This window comes from Intrasporangium sp., from assembly GCF_032907665.1.
In the GTDB taxonomy this organism is placed as follows: domain Bacteria; phylum Actinomycetota; class Actinomycetes; order Actinomycetales; family Dermatophilaceae; genus Intrasporangium.
The window spans coordinates 1-22,467 of record NZ_JAJJPG010000057.1 but is presented as its reverse complement, the minus strand read 5'-3'; the positions used below and the strand labels follow the sequence as shown (position 1 = coordinate 22,467).

The window sequence follows — 22,467 nt, the reverse complement described above, 5'->3', positions numbered from 1 at the left end:
CTCATGGACCTCATCGGCCTCGACACCGCCTACGAGATCCTCGACACGATGTACAGGCAGGGTCGCGACCGGCTGCACGCACCGAGCCCGATCATCAAGCAGATGGTGAGCGCCGGCCTCAAGGGCCGCAAGACCGGGCGGGGCTTCTACACCTATGCGGCACCCGGCAGCTCCCAGGTCGTCGACGACGCGCAGACGCCCAAGCCCAACGGCGAGCACGACATCCCGCTGCGGCCGATCTCGAAGGTCGGTGTCGTCGGCTCGGGCACCATGGCGACCGGCATCATCGAGGTGTTCGCCAAGGCCGGCTACGACGTCACCTACGTCGCGCGCGCCGACTCCAAGGTCAAGGCCGTCCGCGCAGCGATCACCAAGAGCCTCGAGAAGGCGGTGCAGCGCGGCAAGGCGACCGAGGAGGACCGCGACGCGGCGCTCGCGAGGATCACCGGCACGACCCGTCTCGACGACCTCAGCGACGTCGACATCGTCGTCGAGGCGGTCGTCGAGGACCTCGAGGTGAAGAAGGTCCTCTTCGAGAACCTCGACGAGATCTGCAAGCCGGGTGCGATTCTCGCGACGACCACCTCGTCCCTGCCGGTCATCGACTGCGGCTCCGCGACGAAGCGCCCGCAGGACGTCGTCGGCATGCACTTCTTCAACCCCGCCCAGGTGATGAAGCTCGTCGAGGTCGTGCACACGGTCTCGACGGCGGACGACGTCGTCGCGACGGTGCAGGACCTGTGCCGGAAGATCGGCAAGCACCCGGTCACCTGTGGCGACCGGGCCGGGTTCATCGTCAACGCGCTGCTCTTCCCGTACCTCAACGACGCGGTGAAGATGCTCGAGGCCAACTACTCGACCGCTGACGACATCGACACCGCGATGAAGACGGGCTGCTCCCTGCCGATGGGGCCGTTCGAGCTGCTCGACGTCGTCGGCCTCGACGTCTCCCTCGCGATCGAGCGCGAGCTCTACCTCGAGTTCCGGGAGCGGGGGTACGCCCCGGCCCCCCTGCTCGAGCACCTCGTCACGGCGGGCTACCTCGGCCGCAAGACGGGACGTGGGTTCCGCACGTACGCCTGACACCGGGCCGTATGCCGCTGGGCCCGCTCGCGCGCGGGAGGCGACCCGTGCGCGTGCCCGGTTCTCATCGGCGAGAATGGTGGACGTGTCCCCGAAACGCCGCCCGAGCAAGCACGCGCGCCAGCACGTGCCGCTCGACGTCGTCCGGCTCCAGGGCGGAGCGACCCGGGAGGACTCCTATCGCGGGGCACGGTGGACCGTGCGCGCCGTCAGCGGCGCATCGGCCACACGTGCCTACCTGTGCCCGGGCTGCCAGCAGGACATCGCGCCGGGCTTGCCCCACGTCGTCGTCTGGCCGGCCGAGGGGGTGGGCGGTCTGGACGACCGACGGCACTGGCACACCGGCTGCTGGCAGCGCCGTGATGCCCGGCCCTCGGGAAATGCCTACCGCTGACGACCGACGCGTTGTCTAGGCTGGGGCCCGTGATCGGCGTCCGCTTCGAAACGGTGACCGAGTCGACCCTCGAGGCCTGGCGCCGCGTGCACAACGAGATCATCCCGGTCTCGCCCTTGTCGACCGACGAGGTGCGCGAGCGCATGGGCCGCAACCGGCTCCAGGTCGCGTGGGTCGGCGACGTCCTCGTCGGCTGCTCCACCGTGCGGCCGCCGCTCGCCGACGCGCGCACCGCGACGGTCATCGTCCGGGTCCTGCCCCCGCACCGCAGGCAGGGCATCGGCTCGCAGTTCTACGAGCGCGAGCTCGCCGCAGCCCGGGACCTCGGAGCCGAGGTGATCATGACGGTCGTCCTCGAGAGCAACACGGACGGCCTGCACTTCGCCCTGTCCCGCGGCTTCGTCGAGGTCGACCGCTACGTGCTCGACGGCGACGACGTCGGCTACGTCGAGCTCCGCCTCGTCTGACCGTGTCGGGCCGGCCTCGGTCCCGGGGCACCTGCTGGGGCCACGGATGGCGCGGGAGCCGGCACAGCGGCATACGGCTGCATCGGCTTCTGCGGGAAGTCAGTGCTGGCGCTGTCGGGGGACGAGGACCTCCTCGTAGATGAGCAGCGCCCCGGCGGCGAAGGGGATCGCGAGCAGAGCGCCGAGGATGCCGAGCAAGGTGCCTCCGGCGAGGGCGGCGACGACGGTGAGCGCGCCGGGCACGGCGACTGTCTGCTGCATGATCCGCGGCATCACGGCGTAGTTCTCGAGCTGCTGGTAGACGATGAAGTAGATGATGACGATGAGCGCCTTCTGCGGCTCGTCGAAGAAGGCGACGAGCGCGACGACGGAGGCGCCGAGGGTCGCGCCGATCATCGGGATGAGGCCGAGCAGTCCGACCGCCACCGCCAGGACCGCCGCGAACTGGAGGTCGAGCAGGCTCATCATGATCCAGGCGAAGAACGCGTTGGTCGCGGCCACGGCTACCTGCCCGATGGCGTAGGAGCCCACCCGGCGCATGATCTCCTCCGCGAGCGAGATGAAGCGGGGACGACGGCTGGCGGGCACGAGCGCGTAGGCGGCCTGCTTGACCGACGGCAGCGAGGCGAGGAAGTAGAGCGTGAGGACGAGCACGGTCAGGACGCTGAAGACACCAGAGGCGATGATCCGGCCCGCATCGAGGACGCCCCCGAAGATCCCCGCCCAGAGGTTGCCGTCGGCGATCCGCTTGTTGATCTCCTCCTGGATCCGCTGGATCACCTGGTAGCGGTGGTCGAGGTCCTGGACCCAGGGGTTGCGCAGGAGGTCGTCCAGCATGCGGGGCGCGTTCTCCGCCAGCTCGGTGCCCTGGGTCGCCACCGGCGGGACGACGACCATGCCGAGGAGGGTGAAGACGGCCAGCAGGCCGAGGAACACGATGGTCACGGCGAAGCCCCGCCGCATCCGCTGGCGGGTGAGCCCCTCGACGAGCGGGTTGAGGGCGAGGGTGAGGAAGAGCGAGACGACGAGCAGGGTGATCGTCGTGTCGAGCCTGCCGATCGCCTGGACGACGGCGTAGGCCGTCAGGACGCCGATGGCGCCGACGAAACCGACGTAGAAGGGTGACTGGCGGTTGAACGGGGTCCCCGCCCTGCCGAAGTCGCGGCCCCGGCCGTTGCCGAACCCACCGAACCCACGGCCGGGGCGATCGCCCGACTCGTGCATGGACGCATGGGCGTGTCCCGGCTCCCCCGGCCCGGACTCCCCGATCGGCAGGGTCGTGCCGAGCAGGTCCGGCTGCGTCGGCTCGCTGGGAACGTCCGGTGCGCGGCTCTCCTCTGCGTCGGTCTGGCCGACGGGGAATCCGGAGCCGGCGGTCGTGCCGGAACCGGGAGACCCGGCCGGCTCGACCCCGCGCTGCTGCGCGCGCAGCCCGGCCAGGCGGTCACGCTGAGCGCGCCGATACCGCGTCCACCGCCGCCAGAAGGTCACGCCGGGAGCCTACGCGAGGCACCCGGCGTGACGGCGGTCGGAGGGGGCGTGTCCCGATGCGGACCGACCCGACTCGTCACTCCCCGCGGAAGCGGTTGATCTCCGCGGCGAACCGGGCTCGCTTGCCGGCGTTGGTCACGCCGAGGCCCTCCTCCGGCGACAGGGTGAGGACGCCGACCTTGCCCTGGTGGGCGTTGCGGTGGACGTCGAGCGCTGCCTGCCCCACGTCCTCGAGACGGTAGGTCTGGGACAGGGTGGGGTGGATGAGGCCTCGGTTGATCAGCTCGTTCGCCTCCCATGCCTCGCGGTAGTTGGCGAAGTGCGACGACACGATCCGCTTGAGGTTCATCCACAGGTAGCGGTTGTCGTACTCGTGCATGTAGCCCGACGTCGAGGCGCAGGTGACGATGGTGCCGCCCTTGCGCGCGACGTAGACGCTCGCCCCGAAGGTCTCCCGGCCGGGGTGCTCGAAGACGATGTCGACGTCGTAGCCGCCGGTCAGCTCGCGGATCCGCTTGCCGAGTCGCTGCCACTCCTTGGGGTCCTGGGTCTGCTCGTCCTTCCAGAACTTGTACCCCTCGGCGGAGCGGTCGATGATGAGGTCGGCTCCCATGGCCCGGCAGATCTCGGCCTTCTCGGGGGAGGACACCACACAGATCGGGGTCGCGCCGCCGGCCAGCGCCATCTGGGTGGCGTAGGAGCCGAGTCCACCCGAGGCGCCCCAGATGAGGACCCGGTCACCGAGCTTCATCGCCGCGCCGTTCTTCGAGATGAGCTGGCGGTAGGCGGTCGAGTTGACGAGCCCCGGGGAGGCGGCCTCCTCCCAGGTGAGGTGGTCAGGCTTGTGCATGAGCTGGTTGGCCTTGACGATGGCGAGCTCGGCCAGACCGCCGAAGTTCGTCTCGAAGCCCCAGATCCGCTGCTGCGGGTCGAGCATCGTGTCGTTGTGGCCGTCGGCGTCCTCGAGCTCGACGGAGAGACAGTGCGCGACGACCTCCTCACCGGGCTTCCACTTGGAGACGCCCGGACCGGTGCGCAGGATGACGCCGGAGAGGTCGGAGCCGACGACGTGGTAGGGCAGGTCGTGGCGCTGGGCATAGACCGAGGTGCGCCCGTAGCGCTCGAGGAAGCCGAAGGTCGGCACCGGCTCGAAGATCGAGGTCCACACCGTGTTGTAGTTGATGGCGCTCGCCATCACGGCCACGAGGGCCTCGCCGGGCGCGAGCTCGGGCACCGGCACCTCGTCGATGTGGAGAGACTTGCGCGGGTCCTTGTCCTTGGTGGCGAGACCCTCGAACATCCCGATCTCGTCCTTGTGGACAGTGGCTCCCCGGTAGCTCTCGGGGATGGCGATGGTCGAGAACGTCTCTTCGCTCCGGTCACCGGAGAGGATGGCGTCGCGGATGGCCTGCATGTGAGGTCCTTTGGTCGCTGGCGTCATGGGCTGCTACCCGAACGTAACCATGTGTCATCAGGCTTGCACTCATCTGAGATTCCCACCACAGGTGACGTCAGTCACGAGCGTGGCGGACCACGCGGAGACGGCGAGATCGTGGTGGGTTGGGACACGGACGGTCAGGCCGTATGCCGCTGAGCTCGCTCCCGCACGCCCGTCGGGTCCCAGCCTCCCGAAGCCCCCTCACCACACGAGTGGCCCCTCGCGCCCCGCTCCAACTCACTCGAGTGCCCTCGCGCCCACTCCAACTCGCTCGAGTGGCCCTCGTGTCCACAGCACGAACGTGGGGAGAACGGGGCCACTCGAGCGGGGGTGGGGAGAACGGGGCCACTCGAGCGGGGTGGGGAGAACGGGGCCACTCGAGTTTGTGGCGACCGGGGTCACGTGAGTCGGCGGGTCACCGTGGGGTGGCGGCGGATCGAGAGCCAGGCGATGGCCGCCGCGACGAGCGGGACGACAACCACGGGGCTGAGAAGCTGGAGCCACGGCACGACGATCGTGGGGTCGGTGAGGCCGTTCTCCCGGGCCTGCCAGTTCGTCACCGTGCTCGACCAGGCCACTGCGACGCCGGGGACCAACCCGACGAGAACCCCGAGTGCCATCCCGAGCAGGGCGAAGAGTCCGGCCTGTGCCGCTGCAAGACCCCGCCGGGTCAGGCGGGTGGCGCCGACCGCCGCCAGTGTGCCGGACATGGCCTGGCCCTCGACCTGCGACAGTGCCGTGGCGATGAGCGTCGCGACGAGGATGATGAAGCCGACGATCCCGACGGCGATGGTGAAGACGATGGCGGTGTCGGGCCGGAAGCCCCGCTCCACGTAGACGTCGCTGTCCGGCGCGGCGCTGTCCAGGGCCGCGCGAATGGCGTCCTCGTCCGCCACCGTCACGCCGCCCGGGGAGTCGAGGGCGATGCCGGAGAACTCGAGCGGGAAGCCGAGGCGGCGGGCGGTCTCCGGGGTCATGACGCCCCCGATGTCCCGGTCCGGGAATGCCGCAGCGAACGAGGCGCGCGGAGCCGAGAGGGCCGGCGCTGAGGCAAAGGCAGAGATCTCGCCGACCTCCGGCCCGTTGTTGCCCCAGGTAACGACATAGCGAATGAAGCCAACCCTGCCATCGACGATGTCTACCTGGGCGTGAGCTGGATGCGACGTCCAGCCATCATCCATCGGGATGACCTTCTCGGGCACACCCTTGCCGTCGGCGACGACGAGCCCGCCGGACTCCAGCATCCTGATCTGCGCCGTGCTCAGGACGAGGCGCTCGGCCAGGATCTCCGCGTCAGCGACAGCGATGGTCGAGTATGGGCCGTACGGCATCGCCTTGAGCGTCGCGCAGGTCGTCGTCGGGGGAGTGGCCTTCCCGTCTGTTCCGACCGACACCTCTTGACCCATGATGGCGTCACCAGGTTCGCAGCCCGGCCGGACCGCGTCGATGTGGACCTCTCCCTGGCCGACTGAGGGCCGTTGCTCGAACGTCGAGGCGCGCCACATCGGTGAGGCGGTGACGCCCGGCGCGGCGCCCCGGATCACCTGCAGCACTTGGTCGGGTGAGTGCTGGGCGTACACCAGTCCCGTTCCAGCCGGAGTCCGGGGAACGTAGAAGCGAGCGTCGAGGGCGGTGGCGCTGGCCAGCACGACGAGGAGCGTCGACAGAGCAGCGGCACCAGCGAGAATCGCCGCCACTGTGGGCGTCGCCCGGCCGCGTTGCCGTGCCGCGTCCCGAGTCGCCATCCGCACCGCAACGGGCGCCCGGCCGGTGAGCCGGGCGAGCCAGACGAGCAGCAGCGGGACGATGAGCAGCGTCCCGATGACGAGCGCGACGGATCCGGCCGCCATGGTGTTGGGGCTGTTCACGGTCGCAGCCCACAGGATGGCAACCGCTCCTGCAGCAGCGATGAACAGGCCGGCCGCCGGAACGCGTCGGCGCAGTCGTGGTGACACGTTCTGGCCGCGCAGCACAGCCACGATGTCCAGTCGTGCCAGTCCCCTCGCGGGCAGGAGCGCAGAGACGACGCTGCTGACCACGGCTGCCACCACGACGACCAGGACTGCGAGCCACGGGATGTCGAACGGACCGAAGAACTCGGTGGGCCGGGTGGTCCGCAACCAGGTCACGACGGCCCAGGCAACGGCGAGTCCGACTGCCAGCGCCACGACCGTTGCTCCGACCCCGAGCACGAGCGCCTGCCCGAGCACGGTTCGTCGCAGCTGCTTGTGGTCCGCGCCGTTGCTCGCTGCCAAGGCCAGGGTGCGCCGTTGCCGTGCGGCGCTGACCGCGAAGGCAGGCCCGGCGAGCAGGCTCGTGAGCAGAAGCAGTCCCACGCCGGCGAGCGCAGCGACGCCCGCGAACTGGACGTCCTTGCGCTGTGTCACGCTCGAGTTGTCCGCCATCATGCCGTCGGAGAAGCCGCCGGGGCTGCTCGGATCCATCACCACGGCGCGGCTGAGGACGAGGATGCCGTGCTCGTTGAGCCGCTTGACCTCGTCGGCCAGCACGGGCTCCGGTCGGTCGAGCAGGTACTCGGGGCCGGGGCCATTGAAGACGGTGACTTCGATCGGCATGCCGATGATCTCCGCCGTGGCGACGTGGCCGTGCTGCTGCACGAACCCCGACCCAGTCCCGACCACGGTCACGTCACGGGCCTCGTTGTCCCCATCGTCGATCCGCAGCCGCATCGTCCCGGACGATGGCAGGCCCTGGTGGATCCCGGTCTCGGTGACGAGGACCTCGTCGGAAGATGTCGGCCACCGGCCAGCCAGCAGCCGGACCCGCTCCGCGCCGGCAGGCCAGTCCGAGCCGTCGATGCCGAGGTAGTCGACCCGGTGCGCCTTGGACTCGAGCGAGACCACGGCACTCGCGTTGGTCACGGCGGTGACGCGGCCCCCGGTCAGTGCCGACAGGGCGGCCACCTCCGAACCGGGCGCGAACCCAGGGATCGGTTTCGCCGGCGTCTGCTCGAACCCCGTACCCTCGAGGTTGGCATCCTGGACGGCGACGGAAGCCCCCGGGAAGTGGAAGAGGGACGCCTGAGCTCCTCCCAGGGCGAGGGGGAGCCGCTCCTTCGGGTCGAGGTCGTTCGTCGCGTAGACGACGGCACCGCCGACCAGAGCCAGTACCGGCAGGGCCACCATGAGCGCGATGAGAGCGCTGCGACCCTTGTGCCGTCGCACGTCACGTCGAGCCATCCGAACCGCGACGCGCCATGACACCCACCACCGAGCCCACCGGCCACCCGGCCGGAATCCCTCCTCGTCCCCCGCGGGCACGGCCTCGGCCGCGGGTGCCTCAAGCCCTGGCGTCGCCATCGTCTGCCCCCGCTCAGCGGGCCGCGCCGTCGAGCAGCACGTCGGGCTCGGCCGGGGATCCGGTCGTGTCGACGATCCGCCCGTCGCGGAGGAAGACCACGCGATCGGCCCAGGCCGCGTGCCTGGCCTCGTGTGTCACGAGCAGGCCTGCCGCGCCCGCATCGACCCGGGACCGCAGGACCCGAAGCACACCCTCGCCGGTCGTCGAGTCCAGTGCGCCCGTGGGCTCGTCCGCGAGCACGAGGCGGCGTGACCCGACGAGCGCCCGGGCGATCGCCACCCGCTGCTGCTGGCCGCCCGACATCTGGTCGGGGTAGCGGTCGGCGAGCTCGCGAAGGCCGAGCTGGTCGAGGGCGTCCAGGGCATTGCGCCGCGAGCGTCGCACCGAGTCGCCGTCGAGCTCCAGGGGGAGGCCGATGTTCTCCGCCGCGGTGAGCGAGGGGACGAGGTTGAGGTCCTGGAAGACAAACCCGACCTTCCGGCGGCGGAGCTTGGCGAGCTCATGCGGGCGGAGCGACCCCAGCTCGGTGCCGGCCACCCGCACGGAGCCGGACGTCGCCCGGTCGAGGCCCCCGGCAAGGTTGAGCAGTGTCGACTTGCCCGACCCCGACGGTCCCATCACCGCGACGAGCTCACCCGTCGCCACCGTGAGGCTGACCCCGTCGAGGGCCCGCACCTCGGTCTCGCCGGAGCCGTGCACCCGGGTCGCGTCCTCGATGACGAGCATCGGCGTCCCCATCACCGGTTCCCCTTCGACTCACCGTGAGCAGCAACGGTTCTCGACTCAGCCACGTCGTCTCGGTCCGGTGACGGCGGTGGCGAGCCCAGCGGCATACGGTCTCGGTGGCGAGCCAACGCCGTCTCGATGTGGTCGAGCCAGCGCGCCTCCGCCTCGGCGGCGAAGAGGTGGTTCTCCAGGACGAGGGACCACGCGAGGTCTCGCCCATCGGCGGGCTCCTCGGAGCGTGCCTTGAGCCGGGTGAGGTCCCGCAGGTGCCTGAGGGTCGCCGTGCGCTGGGCCTGGACGACCGCTGCGACGTCGACCCCCGGCAGGGTGACGGCCAGCGCCAGCTTGATGACGAGCTCGTCGCGAGGCGACGCCTCGCGGGTCACGGGCGTCAGCCACCATCGGGAGGTCTCGGCCCGGCCCGCGTCGGTGAGGGCGTACTCGATGCGGCCCTCGTCGTCGCCCCCTGAAGCGACGACGAGGCCGTCCCGCTCGAGGCGGGCCAGGGTCGTGTAGACCTGTCCGACATTGAGCGGCCACGTGCCGCCGGTGCGGGCCTCGAACTCGGTGCGAAGCCGAGCGCCGTACATCGGCTCCTGGGCGAGGAGGGCCATGAGCCCTTGCCTGACTGACATCCGAGACTCCCTGCATACCGGGTATGTGCTGCAACGAGCCGGAACCTATACCGAGTATTCCTGCCACGTCAAGGACGCTGCGGGAGTCGGACGAACCGGCGGCCTGGTGTCAGCTGTCGTGCGAGACTGGCCGCCGACACGAAAGGGGCCCATGCGCCGTCATCTGCTGCTCGGCTCCCTGGGAGCCGTCGTCGTGACGGCGGCAGTTCAGCTCGGCGCCGGTCGGGCCGAGCCGCTGCCCACCCTGCAGAACGGCGCCGACTGGCGCGCCTCAGGGCGAGCCGAGGACGTCCCGCACGACCAGAAGGCGCAGCGCGGCCGGCTGCCCGGCGAGCCGGTTCACCACGACGTGGCGGCCCAGGCCCTGCTCGACCTGCGTGCCCTCACGCAGCCCACCGGCGCGGTCGCGGCAGGCCCCTCCGGTCCGTGGGCTCACGCCTGGCCACGGGACAACGCCTTCGTCGCGGTCGCCCACGCCGTGAGCGGTCACCCGGACGACGCGTGGCGGACCCTCAGCTTCTTCGTCGGTGCCCAGCTCGCCGACGGTGGCTTCGAGGCGCGTTACGCCCTCGACGGCTCCGGCCCGCCTGATGACCGCCCCCGGCAGACGGACGGCGGGGGGTGGCTCCTCTGGGCGATCGACGCCGTCCGCGCCGAGGTGCAGCAGCCCGTGCCCGCCGACCTGCGTCGGCTGCGGGACCGCGCCACCGACCGCATTCTCGAGCTCACCTCCGATGGGAGACGGCTTCCACCAGCGTCCCCGGACTACTGGGAGGTGCGCGAGGCCCGGGTCACTCTGGGCACGGTTGCTCCGCTGGCGGCCGGTCTCGAGGCTTCTGCCAGGAGCTTTGCCGCAGAGGGGGATTCGGGGCGAGCCCAGCGATCAGGCAGGGCCGCCGCGGCGCTGAGGACCGTCATCCGTGAGCACTTCGGCCCGGGCTACGAGCGACACGGTGACCGCGGTGGTCACGATGCCGGCGCAGCGATGCTGCTCCCGCCGTTCGCCGACACGGTGGACCCGGAGGTGCTCGCCGCGGTGCAGGCCTACGCCGCCGAGGCCACCCGGCCGGCGGGCGGCCTGGCGCCCGGGGTGGCCTGGAGGTCGGACGGCGTGTCGTGGACGCCCGAGACCGCGCTGGTCGCCTACACGGCGGCCGCATCGGGCGACCTGGCCACGGCCACCCGCTGGCGGGACTGGCTCGTCCAGCAGGCAACGGACTGGGGGAGCCTGCCCGAGAAGGTGCTGCCCGACGGCAGTCCGGCCGGCCCGGCGCCGCTCGCCTGGACCGCTGCCCTGCTCGTCCTCATCGAGGCCGAGCTCGCCGCCGGGTGAGGGCGGCGCGGGCCGTCCGTGGCGTTTCAGTGGCGGTCAGCGGCGATCAGTGTCCTTCCCCGGCCGGTTCGACGAGCTCGACGAGCACCCCTCCGGCGTCCTTGGGGTGGATGAAGTTCACCCTGCTGTTGCTCGTGCCGCGCTTCGGCACGTCATAGAGCAGCCGCAGCCCACGCTCGCGCAACGTGTCGCAGACCGCGTCGATGTCGGTGACCCGGTAGGCGAGCTGCTGCATCCCCGGCCCGCTGCGGTCGAGGAACTTCGCGATGGTCGACTCGGGGGAGAGTGGCGCGAGCAGCTGGATCGCCGAGCCGGAGTCGCCGACCCCCATCATCGCCTCGCGGACGCCCTGCTCCTCGTTGGTCTCCTCGTGGAGGAGCGCCATGCCGTACTTCTCGCGGTAGAAGTCGATCGCCTCGTCGAGGTCGGGCACGGCGATGCCGACGTGGTCGATGTGAGTGAAGAGCGGGCCTGCGAGTGCGGTCATGGGCCCAAGGTAGGGCCGTATGCCGCTGGGTTGCCACCCGCACGTGCGTGCCCTTCACCACGTCCCGATCCGCATGCCATTATCAGATATCGAGCTAAGTGATAACCTGAGCAGAACCGACTCTCACATCCGGAGGTGAGATGCGCTGGCCGGCTGTCTCGTGGGAGGAGCACGTCTGGGATCCGCCGCCGTCACTCGTCGGGGTGACGCGTGCAGAGCGCTCGGCTGTCGGGCGGAGCTATCGAGCCGCGATCCCGGCCAGGATCGCGGGGCGCGATGTCGACGTGAGTGCACGCGTGGTCGCGCAGGCGGAGGAGGCCGTCGCTGAGATCCGGGCCTTCGACGCCGAGACCACGGGGGAGCTCGCGAGCCTCGATGCCATCCTCCTGCGCAGCGAGTCGGCGTCCTCGTCGCAGATCGAGCATCTCACCGCGTCCGCGCGGGCGGTGGCCGAGGCCGAGGTCACTCAGGCAGGTCGCGGCAACGCTGCCGTCATCGCCGCCAACGCGGAGGCGATGGTGGCCGCCGTCGAGCTCGCCGACCGGCTCGACGCAGCTGCCATTCTGGGCATGCAGGAGGCGCTGCTGCGAGGGTCGGCGCCTCATCTCGTCGGCTGGCGCACCGATGCCGTCTGGATCGGGCCGGGAGGCAGCACGCCCCTCACCGCCGACTTCGTGCCCCCGCACCACTCACGTATCCCCGAAGCCATCGACGATCTCGTCGAGTTCTGCGGCCGCGACGACCTGCCCGTCCTTGCCCAGGCCGCCGTCGCGCACGCGCAGTTCGAGACGATCCACCCCTTCGCCGACGGCAACGGTCGCACCGGCCGGGCCCTCGTCCACGCCCTCCTCAGAGCCAAGGGTGTCACCCGTCACGTCACCGTCCCGCTCTCGGGTGGGCTCCTGCACGACCGGGAGCAATACGTCGAGGCCCTAGACGCGTATCGGGACGGCGACATCGCCCCGATCGTCAGCGCCTTCGCGATCGCCGGGCTCCGAGCCGTCCAGCACGGACGGACGATGCGCGCCCGGCTCGCCGTGGTGCGCAACGACTGGCGTGAACGGGTCCGGGCCCGCAGTGACTCCGCCGTCTGGCACCTGGCCGACCTGCTCATCGCCAAGCCGGTCGTCGACGCGAAGACCGCCGCCCGGCATCTCGGGGTCGCCGAGACCAACGTCCATCGGCACCTCAAGGTGCTCGTGGATGCGGGGGTGCTGGTTCCGGCGTCGCACCACAAGAGCCGCCGAACCCTGTGGCGGGCCCCCGACGTCCTCGGGGTCCTGGACGCCTACGCGCGGGACGTGGGTCGCCGCGCCCGTTGACCCCTGCCCCGTCGACCCCTGCCTCGACACAGCAACACGCCCGGCACCTCGCATCGCACGCCGGATATTTCACGGTGAGTTGCGCACTGCCGGGCGTGTTGCAGCGGGAGGGGAGGTCGGGGGGCGGAGGGCAGCTTGAGGGCCGGGAGCGGGAGCCGGCCCAGCGGCATACGACCGGCGTGTGCGGTTGGTCATGCGGCAGGAGCCTTCTCAGGCGTCGCGTCTAGAGTGGACCAGACATCCCCAATGACGTTGGAGAGGCATTGCCATGACTGACCGTCCCGTGTCCGTGATCGTCGCCGGAGCCCGCACGCCGATGGGCCGGCTGCTGGGATCGCTCAAGGACTTCTCCGGCGCCGACCTCGGTGGCATGGCCATCAAGGGCGCACTCGAGAAGGCGGGCGTCCAGCCCGAGCAGGTCGAGTACGTCATCATGGGCCAGGTCCTCCAAGCCGGCGCCGGACAGATCCCTGCCCGCCAGGCCGCGCAGAAGGCCGGCATCCCCATGACGGTGCCCGCGCTGACCATCAACAAGGTCTGCCTGTCGGGCATCAACGCCATCGCGATGGCCGACCAGCTGATCCGTGCGGGCGAGTTCGAGGTCGTCGTCGCCGGTGGCCAGGAGTCGATGACCAACGCCCCGCACCTGATGACGAAGTCCCGCGAGGGCTACAAGTACGGCGACGTGACCATGCGGGACCACATGGCCTACGACGGCCTGTGGGACGCCTTCACCGACCAGGCCATGGGTGCCCTCACCGAGCAGGCCAACGTCGGCGACCAGGCCTTCACGCGTGAGGAGCAGGACGAGTTCTCCGCCCGGTCGCACCAGCTGGCAGCCAAGGGCTGGAAGGACGGCATCTTCGACGACGAGGTCGTCTCCGTGTCCATCCCCCAGCGCAAGGGCGACCCGATCGAGTTCAAGACCGACGAGGGCATCCGCGCCGACACGACGGCGGCCTCCCTCGCGGGCCTGCGTCCGGCGTTCGCGAAGGACGGGACGATCACGGCCGGCTCCGCATCGCAGATCTCCGACGGCGCTGCAGCCGTCGTCGTCATGAGCAAGGCCAAGGCCGAGGAGCTGGGCTTGACCTGGGTCGCCGAGATCGGTGCGCACGGCGTCGTCGCCGGACCGGACTCGACACTCCAGCAGCAGCCGGCACGGGCCATCGCCAAGGCCTGCGAGAAGGAGGGCATCACCCCCGCCGACCTCGACCTCATCGAGATCAACGAGGCCTTCGCCGCCGTCGGCCTCGCCTCCGCCAAGGAGCTCGGCATCGACCTCGAGAAGGTCAACGTCAACGGTGGTGCCATCGCCCTCGGGCACCCGATCGGGATGTCCGGCGCTCGGATCGCGCTGCACCTCGCGCTCGAGCTCCAGCGGCGCGGTGGCGGCGTCGGCGCGGCGGCGCTCTGCGGCGGTGGCGGCCAGGGTGACGCGCTCATCGTGCGCGTCCCGAAGTCGGCCTGACCGCGGCGTCGCCCACGGTGCCTGCTGCCCCAGTGACGTCACGACGCACGGTTGACGTGCCCGCCCTGGTCGACGCGGCCAGGGCGGGCTCACCGCGCGCGGTCGCGCGCCTCATCTCGCTCGTCGAGGACGGCCATCCTGCCCTGCGCGAGGTCATGGCGGCCCTCGCGCCACACACCGGCGGGGCCTGGGTCATCGGCCTCACCGGCTCGCCCGGTGTCGGAAAGTCCACCTCGACGACGATGCTCGTCGGGGCCTTCCGGGAGCGTGGGTTGCGCGTCGGCGTCCTGGCCGTGGACCCGTCATCGCCGTTCTCGGGCGGGGCTCTGCTCGGCGACCGGATCCGCATGCAGGACCACGCCCTCGACCCGGAGGTCTACATCCGGTCCATGGCCTCACGCGGCCACCTCGGGGGCCTCTCGTGGACCACGCCTCAGGCCATCCGCGTCCTCGATGCCGCCGGCTGCGAGGTGATCCTCGTCGAGACTGTCGGCGTCGGGCAGTCCGAGGTCGAGATCGCCGGTCTGGCCGACACCTCCGTCGTCCTGCTCGCCCCCGGCATGGGTGACGGCGTGCAGGCTGCGAAGGCCGGCATTCTCGAGATCGGCGACGTCTTCGTCGTCAACAAGGCCGACCGGGAAGGCGCCGATGCCACGGTGCGCGACCTGCGGCACATGATCTCGCTGGGCGACCGCACCGAACCCGGGCTCTGGCGACCGCCTGTCGTCAAGACCATCGCCGCGCAGAAGGCCGGCGTCGACGAGGTCATGGAGGCGCTCGACAAGCACTGGGCCCACATCGAGGCCAACGGGGACCTGCGCCGCAGGCGCGAGCGTCGGGCCGCGGACGAGATCGAGTCCATCGCGCTCGCCTCTCTCCGTGCGCGGTTCGGGCACATCGGCGGACATGAGGGCCTCGACACCCTCGCTGCCCGCGTCGTCGACGGCCAGACCGACCCCTACACGGCTGCTGACACGCTCCTGACGCAGATCGACATCTGAGGGTCCGCCCTTCCCCGGGGGGCCAGGCCTCCGGTCGAGTGGCCCCGAATCCCCGCGTTCCGCTGGAATCCCCTGGGCGTTCGGGGCCACTCGACGTCGTGAGAGCGGCAGGAGCGCAACCCCGGCGTGGGCAGGGAGGACCTCAGCGGCATACGGTGTGGGGCATGTTGATCGCCTTCTCCGTCGCCCCCGCCGTTGCCGCCGACGACACCGGGTCGGTCAGTGACGCCGTCGCCCGCGCCATCACCGTGGTCCGGGAGTCGGGACTGCCCCACCGCACCGACGCGATGTTCACCACGATCGAGGGGGAGTGGGACGAGTGCATGTCCGTCGTCAAGCGCTGCTGTGACGTCATCGCCGAGGCCTCGCCGCGTGTGGGCCTGGTCCTCAAGGCCGATATCCGACCCGGTTTCAGCGGGGAGCTCGACGGCAAGCTGGAGCGGCTCGAGGCGGCCATCGAGCGCACCGCCGGCACCACCGCGTAGCGCGGCCCCGGATTTGGTGAGCCCCGGCAGGCTCTGCGTATGGTGGAGGGCGGTCGTCCCCCGGCCGCTCGATCGTGTCCGCCGTGCGATCGTCACGCATGACTGAAAGGCCCCCGTATGTCCCGTCCCGTCACCCGCCGACGTGCTCTCGTCGCCGCGCTCGCCAGCGTGGCGGTGTTGAGCGCCTGCACCGGGAACGTCGACGACGGTGCGGAGGCCTCGGGCCCGACGCCGGCCGTGGCCGCGACCGCGGCCATCTCGACTGCGGACGCGACTCTCGCGGCAGCCGTCGCTGCCCTGGCCGACACCACGCCCACGGGTGAAGCAGCCCGGGAGGCCGCGTTCACCGGGCCGGCACTCGAGTCGGCGCACGCATGGGCCAAGACGCTGCCGGGCAAGACCGCCGAGCAGAAGGCCGACATGCAGCTCGCCGCCACCGGCGCGGAGGTCATCGGCGTGTCGCGCCTCGGCGACGAGCCGAAACAGCTGCTCGTCGAGACGGCGCTCGAGAAGTCGAATGCTGCCGTCCTCGCGCTCCTCGTCGAGGACTCCGGCACGGCCGGCACGCCTGGTGGCTCGACCGGCTCGACCGGCTCGACCGGCTCCACCGGCACGCCCGGCACGCCCGGTACGTCCGGCGGCTCGACCGGCACGGGCTTCAAGGTCGCGGCCCTGACCCCCATGCTCGCGGAGGCGCGCGTCGATGCCCTCGACCCGACGTCGACCGGCTCCCCGGCCATCGGGTCCGGGGAAGGACTCGCCATGACTCCCGAGGACGTCATGCAGGCCTTTGCCGACTCGGTGCGCTTCCCCGACCCCTCCGAGACCTCCCAGCTCGTCGAGGACCCGCTGTCGGCCCAGCTGCGTCAGTCCGCCAAGGCGCAGGACAAGGCCATCTCCGCCAGCGGAGCGTTCAGCCAGATCCACGAGCCGAAGGACGTCATCGGCGGCCTCCGGCTCAAGGACGGCGCGGGCGCGATCGTCTTCGGCCACATCGTCCGAACGGACAACATCGCCCTGCGTGAGGCGACCAAGCTCACTCCCTCCAAGGACTTCACGATTCTCACGGGCGTCAAGCGCATCACCACGGAGGCGAGCCTGACGTCCAACGAGATCATCGCCTTCGTCATCCCGACCTCCGGAGCTGCCCGAGTCGTGGCGGCATCCGACCAGCTCGTCGCCGGCAGGGGCCGGTGAGGCAGGATTGATCCATGAGTCAGCAGCCCTTTACCGCAGCAGCGTTGCGCGGTGCCGTAGACCTCTCCTCACTCAAGCGTCCGGCCCCGCAGGCTGGCCCCGCCTCCGCCGCGGGGGCCGCCTCCACCACCTCCGCGGACGCTGCCGGCGTCGTCGTCGAGGGTTCGGACTCGACGCTTCGTGACATCATCGCGGCGAGCGCGCGCCACCCGGTGGTGCTCGTCCTCTGGTCGTCCCGGCTCACCGAGTCGGCGAGCTACGTCACCACCGCGAAGCAGGTGGCGCAACGCTACGGCGGCCGCTTCCAGCTCGTGACGGTCGACGTCGACGTCAACCCGGCGACCCTTCAGGCCTTCCAGGTCCAGGCCGTCCCGGTGAGCTTCGCGCTGATCCAGGGGCAGCCGGTTCCGCTCTTCGAGGGCGCGCAGCCGGAGGCCCAGCTCGCCGCCGTCATCGACCAGGTGCTCGCCCTCGCCGCCCAGAACGGCGTCACCGGGACCGTGGCAGCCCAGCCCGAGGCCCCTGCCGGCGAGGTCGCCGACGACGGCGAGGCCGCCGAGGCAACCGCGCCATTGCCGCCGCTGCACCAGAAGGCGTTCGACGCCATCGAGGCGGGCGAGCTCGACACGGCGGCCGATGCCTACCGCGAGGCCCTCGCACAGAATCCGGCCGACACCGAGGCGAAGCTCGGCCTCGCCCAGGTCGGCCTGCTCCAGCGCACGGCTGGCGCGGACGTCGCCGCTGCTCGTGCGGCAGCGGCGACGGCACCCGCCGACGTCGATGCCCAGATCCTCGTCGCAGACCTCGACCTGCTCGGGGGACATGTCGAGGACGCCTTCCTGCGGCTCATCGACACCGTGCGGGTGACGAGCGACGCCGATCGCAACAAGGCACGCGAGCATCTCGTCGAGCTCTTCGACATCGTCGGCACCACGGACGAGCGGGTGGTCAAGGCGCGCAAGTCGCTGATGAGCGCCCTCTTCTGAGGCCCTCGTCGTCCGGTCGTGGCGCGAGCGGGGTCGGGGGATCGGCCGGTCACCCCGAGTGTGAGCCCTCGGCCGGTTCGGCTGGTCCGGCCGGTTCGGCTGGTTCGGCTGGTCCGGCCGGTTCGGCTGGTTCGGCTGGTTCGGCCGTCAGGACGGCCGCCTCGTCGAGTCGCTCGAGGGCCGCCTGAGCGAGCTGGTGGTCCGGCGCGGAGCCGGGCTCCAGCCACAGCCCCCAACGGGGCGTGGGCGAGCCTTGAGGCTCGTCGAGCACGACGAGGTGAACCGTTTCGGGAGCGGCGAGGTCGAGGAAGTCCTCGAGGTGCTCGCCCACCACGACGTCATGCACGACGGCGTCGAACCCCTCGAGCTGGTAGGTCTCCGCGGCCGCGAGGCAGGCCGACCACCGGAGCAGCCGCTGTCTCACGGCTTCCAGCCCGGCTCCCTGATCGGGGGCGCCACCGCTGACGACCATGGACTCGACCTGCGACCCCGCGATGACGAAGGCCCGCGGCAGCAGGCGCCCGAGCCCGAGCGCGACTGCAGCCGCTCCGTCCTCCGACGGGGCGGTGACGAGGAAGAGCCGGCCGCGGCGCGGCGACTCGTCGCTCATCCGCGCAGCGCGGCGTCGACGACGTCCTTTGCCTCTGCCTGCACCTGCGCGAGGTGTTCGGCGCCGCGGAAGGACTCGGCGTAGATCTTGTAGACGTCCTCGGTCCCCGACGGCCGGGCCGCGAACCACGCGCTGTCCGTGACGACCTTGAGACCACCGAGCTTCGCTCCGTTGCCCGGCGCCTCGGTCAGCTTGGCGGTGATCGGCTCTCCCGCAAGGGAGTCCGCTGACACGTCCGCGGCTGACAGGGCGGACAGCTTGGCCTTCTGCTCACGGTCCGCCGGGGCGTCGATGCGGGCATAGGCGGGTGCCCCGTGGCGTTCCGCCAGGTCGGCGTAGTGCTGGCTGGGAGTCCTGCCGGTCGCGGCGAGGATCTCGGAGGCGAGCAGGGCCAGGATGATGCCGTCCTTGTCGGTCGACCACACGGTGCCGTCGAACCGGAGGAAGCTCGCCCCGGCCGACTCCTCGCCTCCGAAGCCGACGGAACCGTCGAGCAGGCCGGGCACGAACCACTTGAAGCCGACGGGTACCTCGAGGAGGGTCTTGCCGAGTTCCGCAGCGACTCGGTCGATCATCGACGACGACACGACCGTCTTGCCCACCGCCGCCTCCGCGCCCCAGCCGGGTCGCGATCCCCCGAAGAGGTACTGGATCGCCACCGCGAGGAAGTGGTTGGGATTCATCAGGCCGCCATCCGGTGTGACGATGCCGTGGCGGTCGCTGTCGGCGTCGTTGCCGGTCGAGATGTCGTAGCGGTCCTTGTTGGCGATGAGCGAGGCCATCGCCGACGGTGACGAGCAGTCCATGCGGATCTTGCCGTCCCAGTCGAGGGTCATGAACGACCATCGCGGGTCGACCGTGGGGTTGACCACGGTGAGGTCGATACCGTGGCGCTCTGCGATCTCGCCCCAGTACGCCACGGAGGCGCCGCCGAGTGGGTCGGCCCCGATGCGCACGCCGGCCTCCCGGATCCGGGCGAGGTCGACGACGTTGGGCAGGTCGTCGACGTAGGTCCCCATGAAGTCGTATGCCGCTGCGCTGGCTCGCGCGCGCTCGTAGGGGACCCGCTGGACGTCCTTGAGGCCCCCGCGGATCAGCTCGTTCGCGCGCTCCGCGATGGCCGACGTCGCGTCCGTGTCGGCGGGACCGCCATGGGGCGGGTTGTACTTGAAGCCGCCGTCGGACGGCGGGTTGTGGGACGGCGTGACGACGATCCCGTCGGCGGGACCGCCGGCCCCGGAGGCGCCGGAGGCACTGGAGGCACCGGAGGCACGGGATCGGTTGGCACGGAGGATCGCGTGGGAGATCGCCGGCGTCGGCGTGTAGCCGTCGCGGTCGTCGACGAGGACGTGCACGCCGTTCGCGACGAGCACCTCGAGCGCAGTGCGCCACGCCGGCTCGGACAGGCCGTGCGTGTCCCGGCCGATGAAGAGCGGACCGTCGTAGCCCTGCGCGGACCGGTAGTCGCAGATGGCCTGGGTCGTGGCGAGGATGTGGTCCTCGTTGAAGGCCGTGCGCAGGCTCGAGCCCCGGTGGCCCGACGTGCCGAAGGCGACCTGCTCGTCGGGGTCGTCCGGGTCGGGGTGACGGTCGTAGTACGCGCTGACGAGGGCATCGAGGTCGACGAGGTCGTCCGCCTGGGCGGGCTGTCCGGCGCGGGCGTGCGTCATGGAGTGGTCCTTCGGGTCGATGTCGGGGGTCCGGGCGCAGCGTCGGGCGGGGCGGCTGCCGGGGCGACGGTGTCCCCGGCGTCGGCCGGGTGGCTGCCGCCCTGCGCCCGCTCGTCCGATCCCGGATCCGGGATGAGCCACACCCCGGAGAGCCGCGGGACCGTGATCGACGCGGAGAAGGGCTGGCCCTGCCAGGACTCGGGATGCGCCTCGACGACGACACCCGTGCTGCTCGGTGCGCCGGGGTGGTAGCCCGCCGTGTCGAGCACGACGCGCCACCGTCCGCCGCGAGGCAGGCCGACCCGGTAGCCGTCCTGGGTCTCTCCGCTGAAGTTGACCACGCAGGCGACGACAGTTGCGTCGCGGGCATGGTCCCCCGTTCCGAAGCGCAGCCACGCGAAGGTGTTGTGGGCGGCGTCGTCCGCCTCCAGCCACTGGAAGCCGGCGGGGCTGCTGTCGAGCTCCCACAGGGCGGGGTTGGCCCGGTAGATCCCGTTGAGGTCCTTGACGAGGTTGTGGATGCGGTAGTGGAGCGGCTGCTCGAGCAGCCACCAGTCGAGGCTGCGGCCCTCCGACCACTCGGACTCCTGGCCGAACTCACAGCCCATGAAGAGCAGCTGCTTGCCGGGGTGACCCCACAGGTAGGCGAGGAAGGCCCGCAGCGTCGCGACCTGCTCCTCGCGGGTGCCCCGGGACTTGCGCAGCAGCGAGCCCTTGCCGTGGACCACCTCGTCGTGGCTGATCGGGAGGACGTAGTTCTCGGTGAAGGCGTACATCAGCGCGAAGGTCAGCTTGCCGTGGTGGTGGCTGCGATAGATCGGGTCCTGGGCGAGGTAGCTCAGGGAGTCGTTCATCCACCCCATGTTCCATTTGAAGCCGAAGCCGAGGCCCCCCTCGTTCGTCGGCTTCGTGACACCGGGCCACGACGTCGACTCCTCCGCGATGGTGACGATGCCACCGACACGCTTGTAGGCTGTCGCGTTGATCTCCTTGATGAGGTCGACGGCCTCGAGGTTCTCCCGCCCGCCCTCCCGGTTGGGCACCCACTCACCGGCGTTGCGGGCGTAGTCGAGGTAGAGCATCGAGGCGACGCCGTCGACGCGCAGACCGTCGACGTGGAACTCCTCGAGCCAGTAGATCGCGTTGGCGACGAGGAAGTTGCGCACCTCGGGTCGGCCGTAGTCGAAGATGTTGGAACCCCACTCCGGGTGCCAGCCGAGACGCTTGTCCGGGTGCTCGTAGAGGGGCTGCCCGTCGAACCGGGCGAGCGCCCAGTCGTCCGTGGCGAAGTGTCCCGGAACCCAGTCGAGGATGACCCCGATCCCGGCCTGGTGCAGCTGGTCGACGAGATGGCGGAAGTCGTCGGGCGTGCCCCAGCGGGAGCTCGGGGCGTAGTAGCCGGTGACATGGTAGCCCCACGACGGGACGTAGGGGTGCTCCATGACCGGGAGGAACTCGACGTGGGTGAAGCCGGCGTCCCGGACGTAGTTGACGAGGTGCTCGGCCAGGCCCCGGTAGCCGAGGCCCTGGCGCCACGAGCCGATGTGGACCTCGTAGACGCTCATCGGTCCCGTGTGGGCGTCTACGTTCCGACGCTGATCCATCCACGCGTCGTCACGCCAGGTGTAGTGCGACTGGGTGACGATGGCGGCCTGCTTCGGGGCCACCTCGGTCATCCGCGCCATGGGGTCGCTCTTGAGCCGGACGATGTCATCGGCGCCGCGGACCGCGAACTGGTAGTTCATCCCCTCGCGTGCGCCCGGCAGGAACAGCTCCCAGATGCCGGTCTCGCCGAGGGCGCGCATCGGGTGGGAGCGCCGGTCCCAGCCGTTGAAGTCGCCGATGACGTGCACGGCCCTGGCCCGCGGCGCCCAGAGGGCGAACGACGCACCCTGGACGTCGCCGAGGGGCCCCTCGTAGTGGCGCAGGTGGGCTCCGAGCACGGTCCACAGCTGCTCGTGGCGACCCTCGTTGATGAGGTGCCGGTCGATCTCGCCGAGGGTGGGGGCGAAGCGGTAGGGGTCGTCCTGCTCGTGCTCGACCCCGTCGCCGTAGGCCACCAGCAGGCGGTAGTCGTGGGTGGTGCTGAAGTCCGGCGAGGTCATCGACCAGATGCCGTCTCGCACGTGCTGCAGCTCGACGTGCTCGCCGGAGCCGAGGCGTGCCCGGACCGACGTCGCGAGCGGGCGGTAGCACGTGATGGTCAGTCCGCCGGGGCCGAGGTGGTGGCCGAGCAGGTCGTGCGGCTGGCCGTTGCGTCCCTGGAGGAAGGCGTCGATCGCGGCGTCGTCGAGGCTGGGCACGGGTGATCGGGTGGGCGGCGCGGGGGAGGGTGGAGCGGGCGGTGGAG

The 22,467-nt window shown here is 70.9% G+C and carries 19 protein-coding genes; 10 read left to right on the top strand and 9 right to left on the bottom strand.

What is annotated here, in order from left to right; all coding sequences use genetic code 11:
- From LOY02_RS10275 to LOY02_RS10265, 3 genes are all read left to right on the top strand, one after another.
- Positions 1 to 1,083, top strand: a 1,083-nt coding sequence (locus LOY02_RS10275) for a 3-hydroxybutyryl-CoA dehydrogenase (RefSeq protein ID WP_317182261.1), incomplete at its 5' end; no start/stop codon positions are given.
- A gap of 85 nt (positions 1,084 to 1,168) precedes the next feature.
- On the top strand, positions 1,169 to 1,477 hold the full coding sequence (locus LOY02_RS10270; protein ID WP_317182260.1) for a hypothetical protein: 309 nt from the start codon (positions 1,169 to 1,171) through the stop codon (positions 1,475 to 1,477).
- Positions 1,478 to 1,506: 29 nt separating this feature from the next.
- On the top strand, positions 1,507 to 1,944 hold the full coding sequence (locus LOY02_RS10265; protein WP_317182259.1) for a GNAT family N-acetyltransferase: 438 nt from the start codon (positions 1,507 to 1,509) through the stop codon (positions 1,942 to 1,944).
- A gap of 99 nt (positions 1,945 to 2,043) precedes the next feature.
- Here LOY02_RS10265 and LOY02_RS10260 read toward each other — a convergent pair whose 3' ends face one another.
- The 5 genes from LOY02_RS10260 to LOY02_RS10240 all read right to left on the bottom strand — a co-directional run bounded on the left by LOY02_RS10260 (position 2,044) and on the right by LOY02_RS10240 (position 9,555).
- Positions 2,044 to 3,435, bottom strand: coding sequence for an AI-2E family transporter (locus tag LOY02_RS10260; RefSeq protein WP_317182258.1), 1,392 nt, complete (start codon positions 3,433 to 3,435; stop codon positions 2,044 to 2,046).
- A gap of 76 nt (positions 3,436 to 3,511) precedes the next feature.
- A complete protein-coding gene (ccrA, locus tag LOY02_RS10255) occupies positions 3,512 to 4,849 on the bottom strand; it encodes a crotonyl-CoA carboxylase/reductase (RefSeq protein WP_317182257.1) in 1,338 nt (445 codons plus the stop codon).
- Between the two features lie 422 nt (positions 4,850 to 5,271).
- Positions 5,272 to 8,058: an FtsX-like permease family protein gene (locus LOY02_RS10250; protein ID WP_317182256.1), complete on the bottom strand. Its 2,787-nt coding sequence runs from the start codon at positions 8,056 to 8,058 to the stop codon at positions 5,272 to 5,274.
- 148 nt (positions 8,059 to 8,206) lie between these two features.
- Positions 8,207 to 8,932 carry an ABC transporter ATP-binding protein gene (locus LOY02_RS10245; protein WP_317182262.1) on the bottom strand — a complete coding sequence of 242 codons (726 nt, stop codon included), beginning with the start codon at positions 8,930 to 8,932 and terminating at the stop codon, positions 8,207 to 8,209.
- Positions 8,932 to 9,555, bottom strand: a complete 624-nt coding sequence (locus LOY02_RS10240) for a PadR family transcriptional regulator (protein ID WP_317182255.1) — start codon at positions 9,553 to 9,555, stop codon at positions 8,932 to 8,934. The genes LOY02_RS10245 and LOY02_RS10240 overlap by 1 nt, the downstream gene beginning before the upstream one ends.
- Before the next feature lie 151 nt (positions 9,556 to 9,706).
- On the opposite strand from LOY02_RS10240, the gene LOY02_RS10235 reads away from it, so the two are divergent.
- A complete protein-coding gene (locus LOY02_RS10235; RefSeq protein ID WP_317182254.1) occupies positions 9,707 to 10,888 on the top strand; it encodes a glycoside hydrolase family 15 in 1,182 nt (393 codons plus the stop codon).
- Positions 10,889 to 10,934: 46 nt separating this feature from the next.
- Here LOY02_RS10235 and mce read toward each other — a convergent pair whose 3' ends face one another.
- Positions 10,935 to 11,375 carry a methylmalonyl-CoA epimerase gene (gene mce, locus LOY02_RS10230; protein WP_317182253.1) on the bottom strand — a complete coding sequence of 147 codons (441 nt, stop codon included), beginning with the start codon at positions 11,373 to 11,375 and terminating at the stop codon, positions 10,935 to 10,937.
- 284 nt (positions 11,376 to 11,659) lie between these two features.
- Between mce and LOY02_RS10225 the strand changes: the two genes are divergently transcribed.
- From LOY02_RS10225 to LOY02_RS10200, 6 genes are all read left to right on the top strand, one after another.
- Positions 11,660 to 12,697: a Fic family protein gene (locus tag LOY02_RS10225; protein ID WP_317182252.1), complete on the top strand. Its 1,038-nt coding sequence runs from the start codon at positions 11,660 to 11,662 to the stop codon at positions 12,695 to 12,697.
- 268 nt (positions 12,698 to 12,965) lie between these two features.
- The gene (locus LOY02_RS10220; RefSeq protein ID WP_317182251.1) at positions 12,966 to 14,168 is read left to right on the top strand and encodes an acetyl-CoA C-acetyltransferase; all 1,203 of its coding nucleotides are present in this window, start codon (positions 12,966 to 12,968) and stop codon (positions 14,166 to 14,168) included.
- 32 nt (positions 14,169 to 14,200) lie between these two features.
- Complete coding sequence (meaB, locus tag LOY02_RS10215; protein WP_317182250.1) at positions 14,201 to 15,169, top strand: methylmalonyl Co-A mutase-associated GTPase MeaB; 969 nt, start codon at positions 14,201 to 14,203, stop codon at positions 15,167 to 15,169.
- 164 nt (positions 15,170 to 15,333) lie between these two features.
- Positions 15,334 to 15,654, top strand: a complete 321-nt coding sequence (locus LOY02_RS10210; protein WP_317182249.1) for a thiamine-binding protein — start codon at positions 15,334 to 15,336, stop codon at positions 15,652 to 15,654.
- 117 nt (positions 15,655 to 15,771) lie between these two features.
- On the top strand, positions 15,772 to 16,851 hold the full coding sequence (locus LOY02_RS10205) for a hypothetical protein (protein ID WP_317182248.1): 1,080 nt from the start codon (positions 15,772 to 15,774) through the stop codon (positions 16,849 to 16,851).
- 14 nt (positions 16,852 to 16,865) lie between these two features.
- Entirely contained in the window at positions 16,866 to 17,837 is a 972-nt protein-coding gene (locus LOY02_RS10200; protein ID WP_317182247.1) for a tetratricopeptide repeat protein, read from the top strand.
- Positions 17,838 to 17,886: 49 nt separating this feature from the next.
- On the opposite strand, the gene LOY02_RS10195 is transcribed toward LOY02_RS10200, so the two are convergent.
- From LOY02_RS10195 to glgB, 3 genes are read right to left on the bottom strand one after another with little or no spacing between them, the layout of a single operon-like run.
- A complete protein-coding gene (locus tag LOY02_RS10195) occupies positions 17,887 to 18,447 on the bottom strand; it encodes a hypothetical protein (RefSeq protein ID WP_317182246.1) in 561 nt (186 codons plus the stop codon).
- Positions 18,444 to 20,117 (bottom strand): phosphoglucomutase (alpha-D-glucose-1,6-bisphosphate-dependent), encoded by a 1,674-nt coding sequence (gene pgm / locus LOY02_RS10190; protein ID WP_317182245.1) that lies wholly within the window; start codon positions 20,115 to 20,117, stop codon positions 18,444 to 18,446. Before pgm ends, LOY02_RS10195 begins: the two co-directional genes overlap by 4 nt.
- Complete coding sequence (gene glgB / locus LOY02_RS10185) at positions 20,114 to 22,420, bottom strand: 1,4-alpha-glucan branching protein GlgB (RefSeq protein WP_410505939.1); 2,307 nt, start codon at positions 22,418 to 22,420, stop codon at positions 20,114 to 20,116. Before glgB ends, pgm begins: the two co-directional genes overlap by 4 nt.
- Positions 22,421 to 22,467 lie beyond the last annotated feature (47 nt).

What these genes read in the sequence shown, in the direction of transcription:
- ccrA (WP_317182257.1), bottom strand. Translation starts at nt 4,849, where the DNA reads ATGCAGGCCATCCGCGACGCCATCCTCTCCGGTGACCGGAGCGAAGAG.
- LOY02_RS10245 (WP_317182262.1), bottom strand. Translation starts at nt 8,932, where the DNA reads ATGGGGACGCCGATGCTCGTCATCGAGGACGCGACCCGGGTGCACGGC.
- LOY02_RS10240 (WP_317182255.1), bottom strand. Translation starts at nt 9,555, where the DNA reads ATGTCAGTCAGGCAAGGGCTCATGGCCCTCCTCGCCCAGGAGCCGATG.
- LOY02_RS10235 (WP_317182254.1), top strand. Translation starts at nt 9,707, where the DNA reads ATGCGCCGTCATCTGCTGCTCGGCTCCCTGGGAGCCGTCGTCGTGACG.
- mce (WP_317182253.1), bottom strand. Translation starts at nt 11,375, where the DNA reads ATGACCGCACTCGCAGGCCCGCTCTTCACTCACATCGACCACGTCGGC.
- LOY02_RS10220 (WP_317182251.1), top strand. Translation starts at nt 12,966, where the DNA reads ATGACTGACCGTCCCGTGTCCGTGATCGTCGCCGGAGCCCGCACGCCG.
- LOY02_RS10210 (WP_317182249.1), top strand. Translation starts at nt 15,334, where the DNA reads ATGTTGATCGCCTTCTCCGTCGCCCCCGCCGTTGCCGCCGACGACACC.
- LOY02_RS10205 (WP_317182248.1), top strand. Translation starts at nt 15,772, where the DNA reads ATGTCCCGTCCCGTCACCCGCCGACGTGCTCTCGTCGCCGCGCTCGCC.
- LOY02_RS10200 (WP_317182247.1), top strand. Translation starts at nt 16,866, where the DNA reads ATGAGTCAGCAGCCCTTTACCGCAGCAGCGTTGCGCGGTGCCGTAGAC.
- LOY02_RS10195 (WP_317182246.1), bottom strand. Translation starts at nt 18,447, where the DNA reads ATGAGCGACGAGTCGCCGCGCCGCGGCCGGCTCTTCCTCGTCACCGCC.
- pgm (WP_317182245.1), bottom strand. Translation starts at nt 20,117, where the DNA reads ATGACGCACGCCCGCGCCGGACAGCCCGCCCAGGCGGACGACCTCGTC.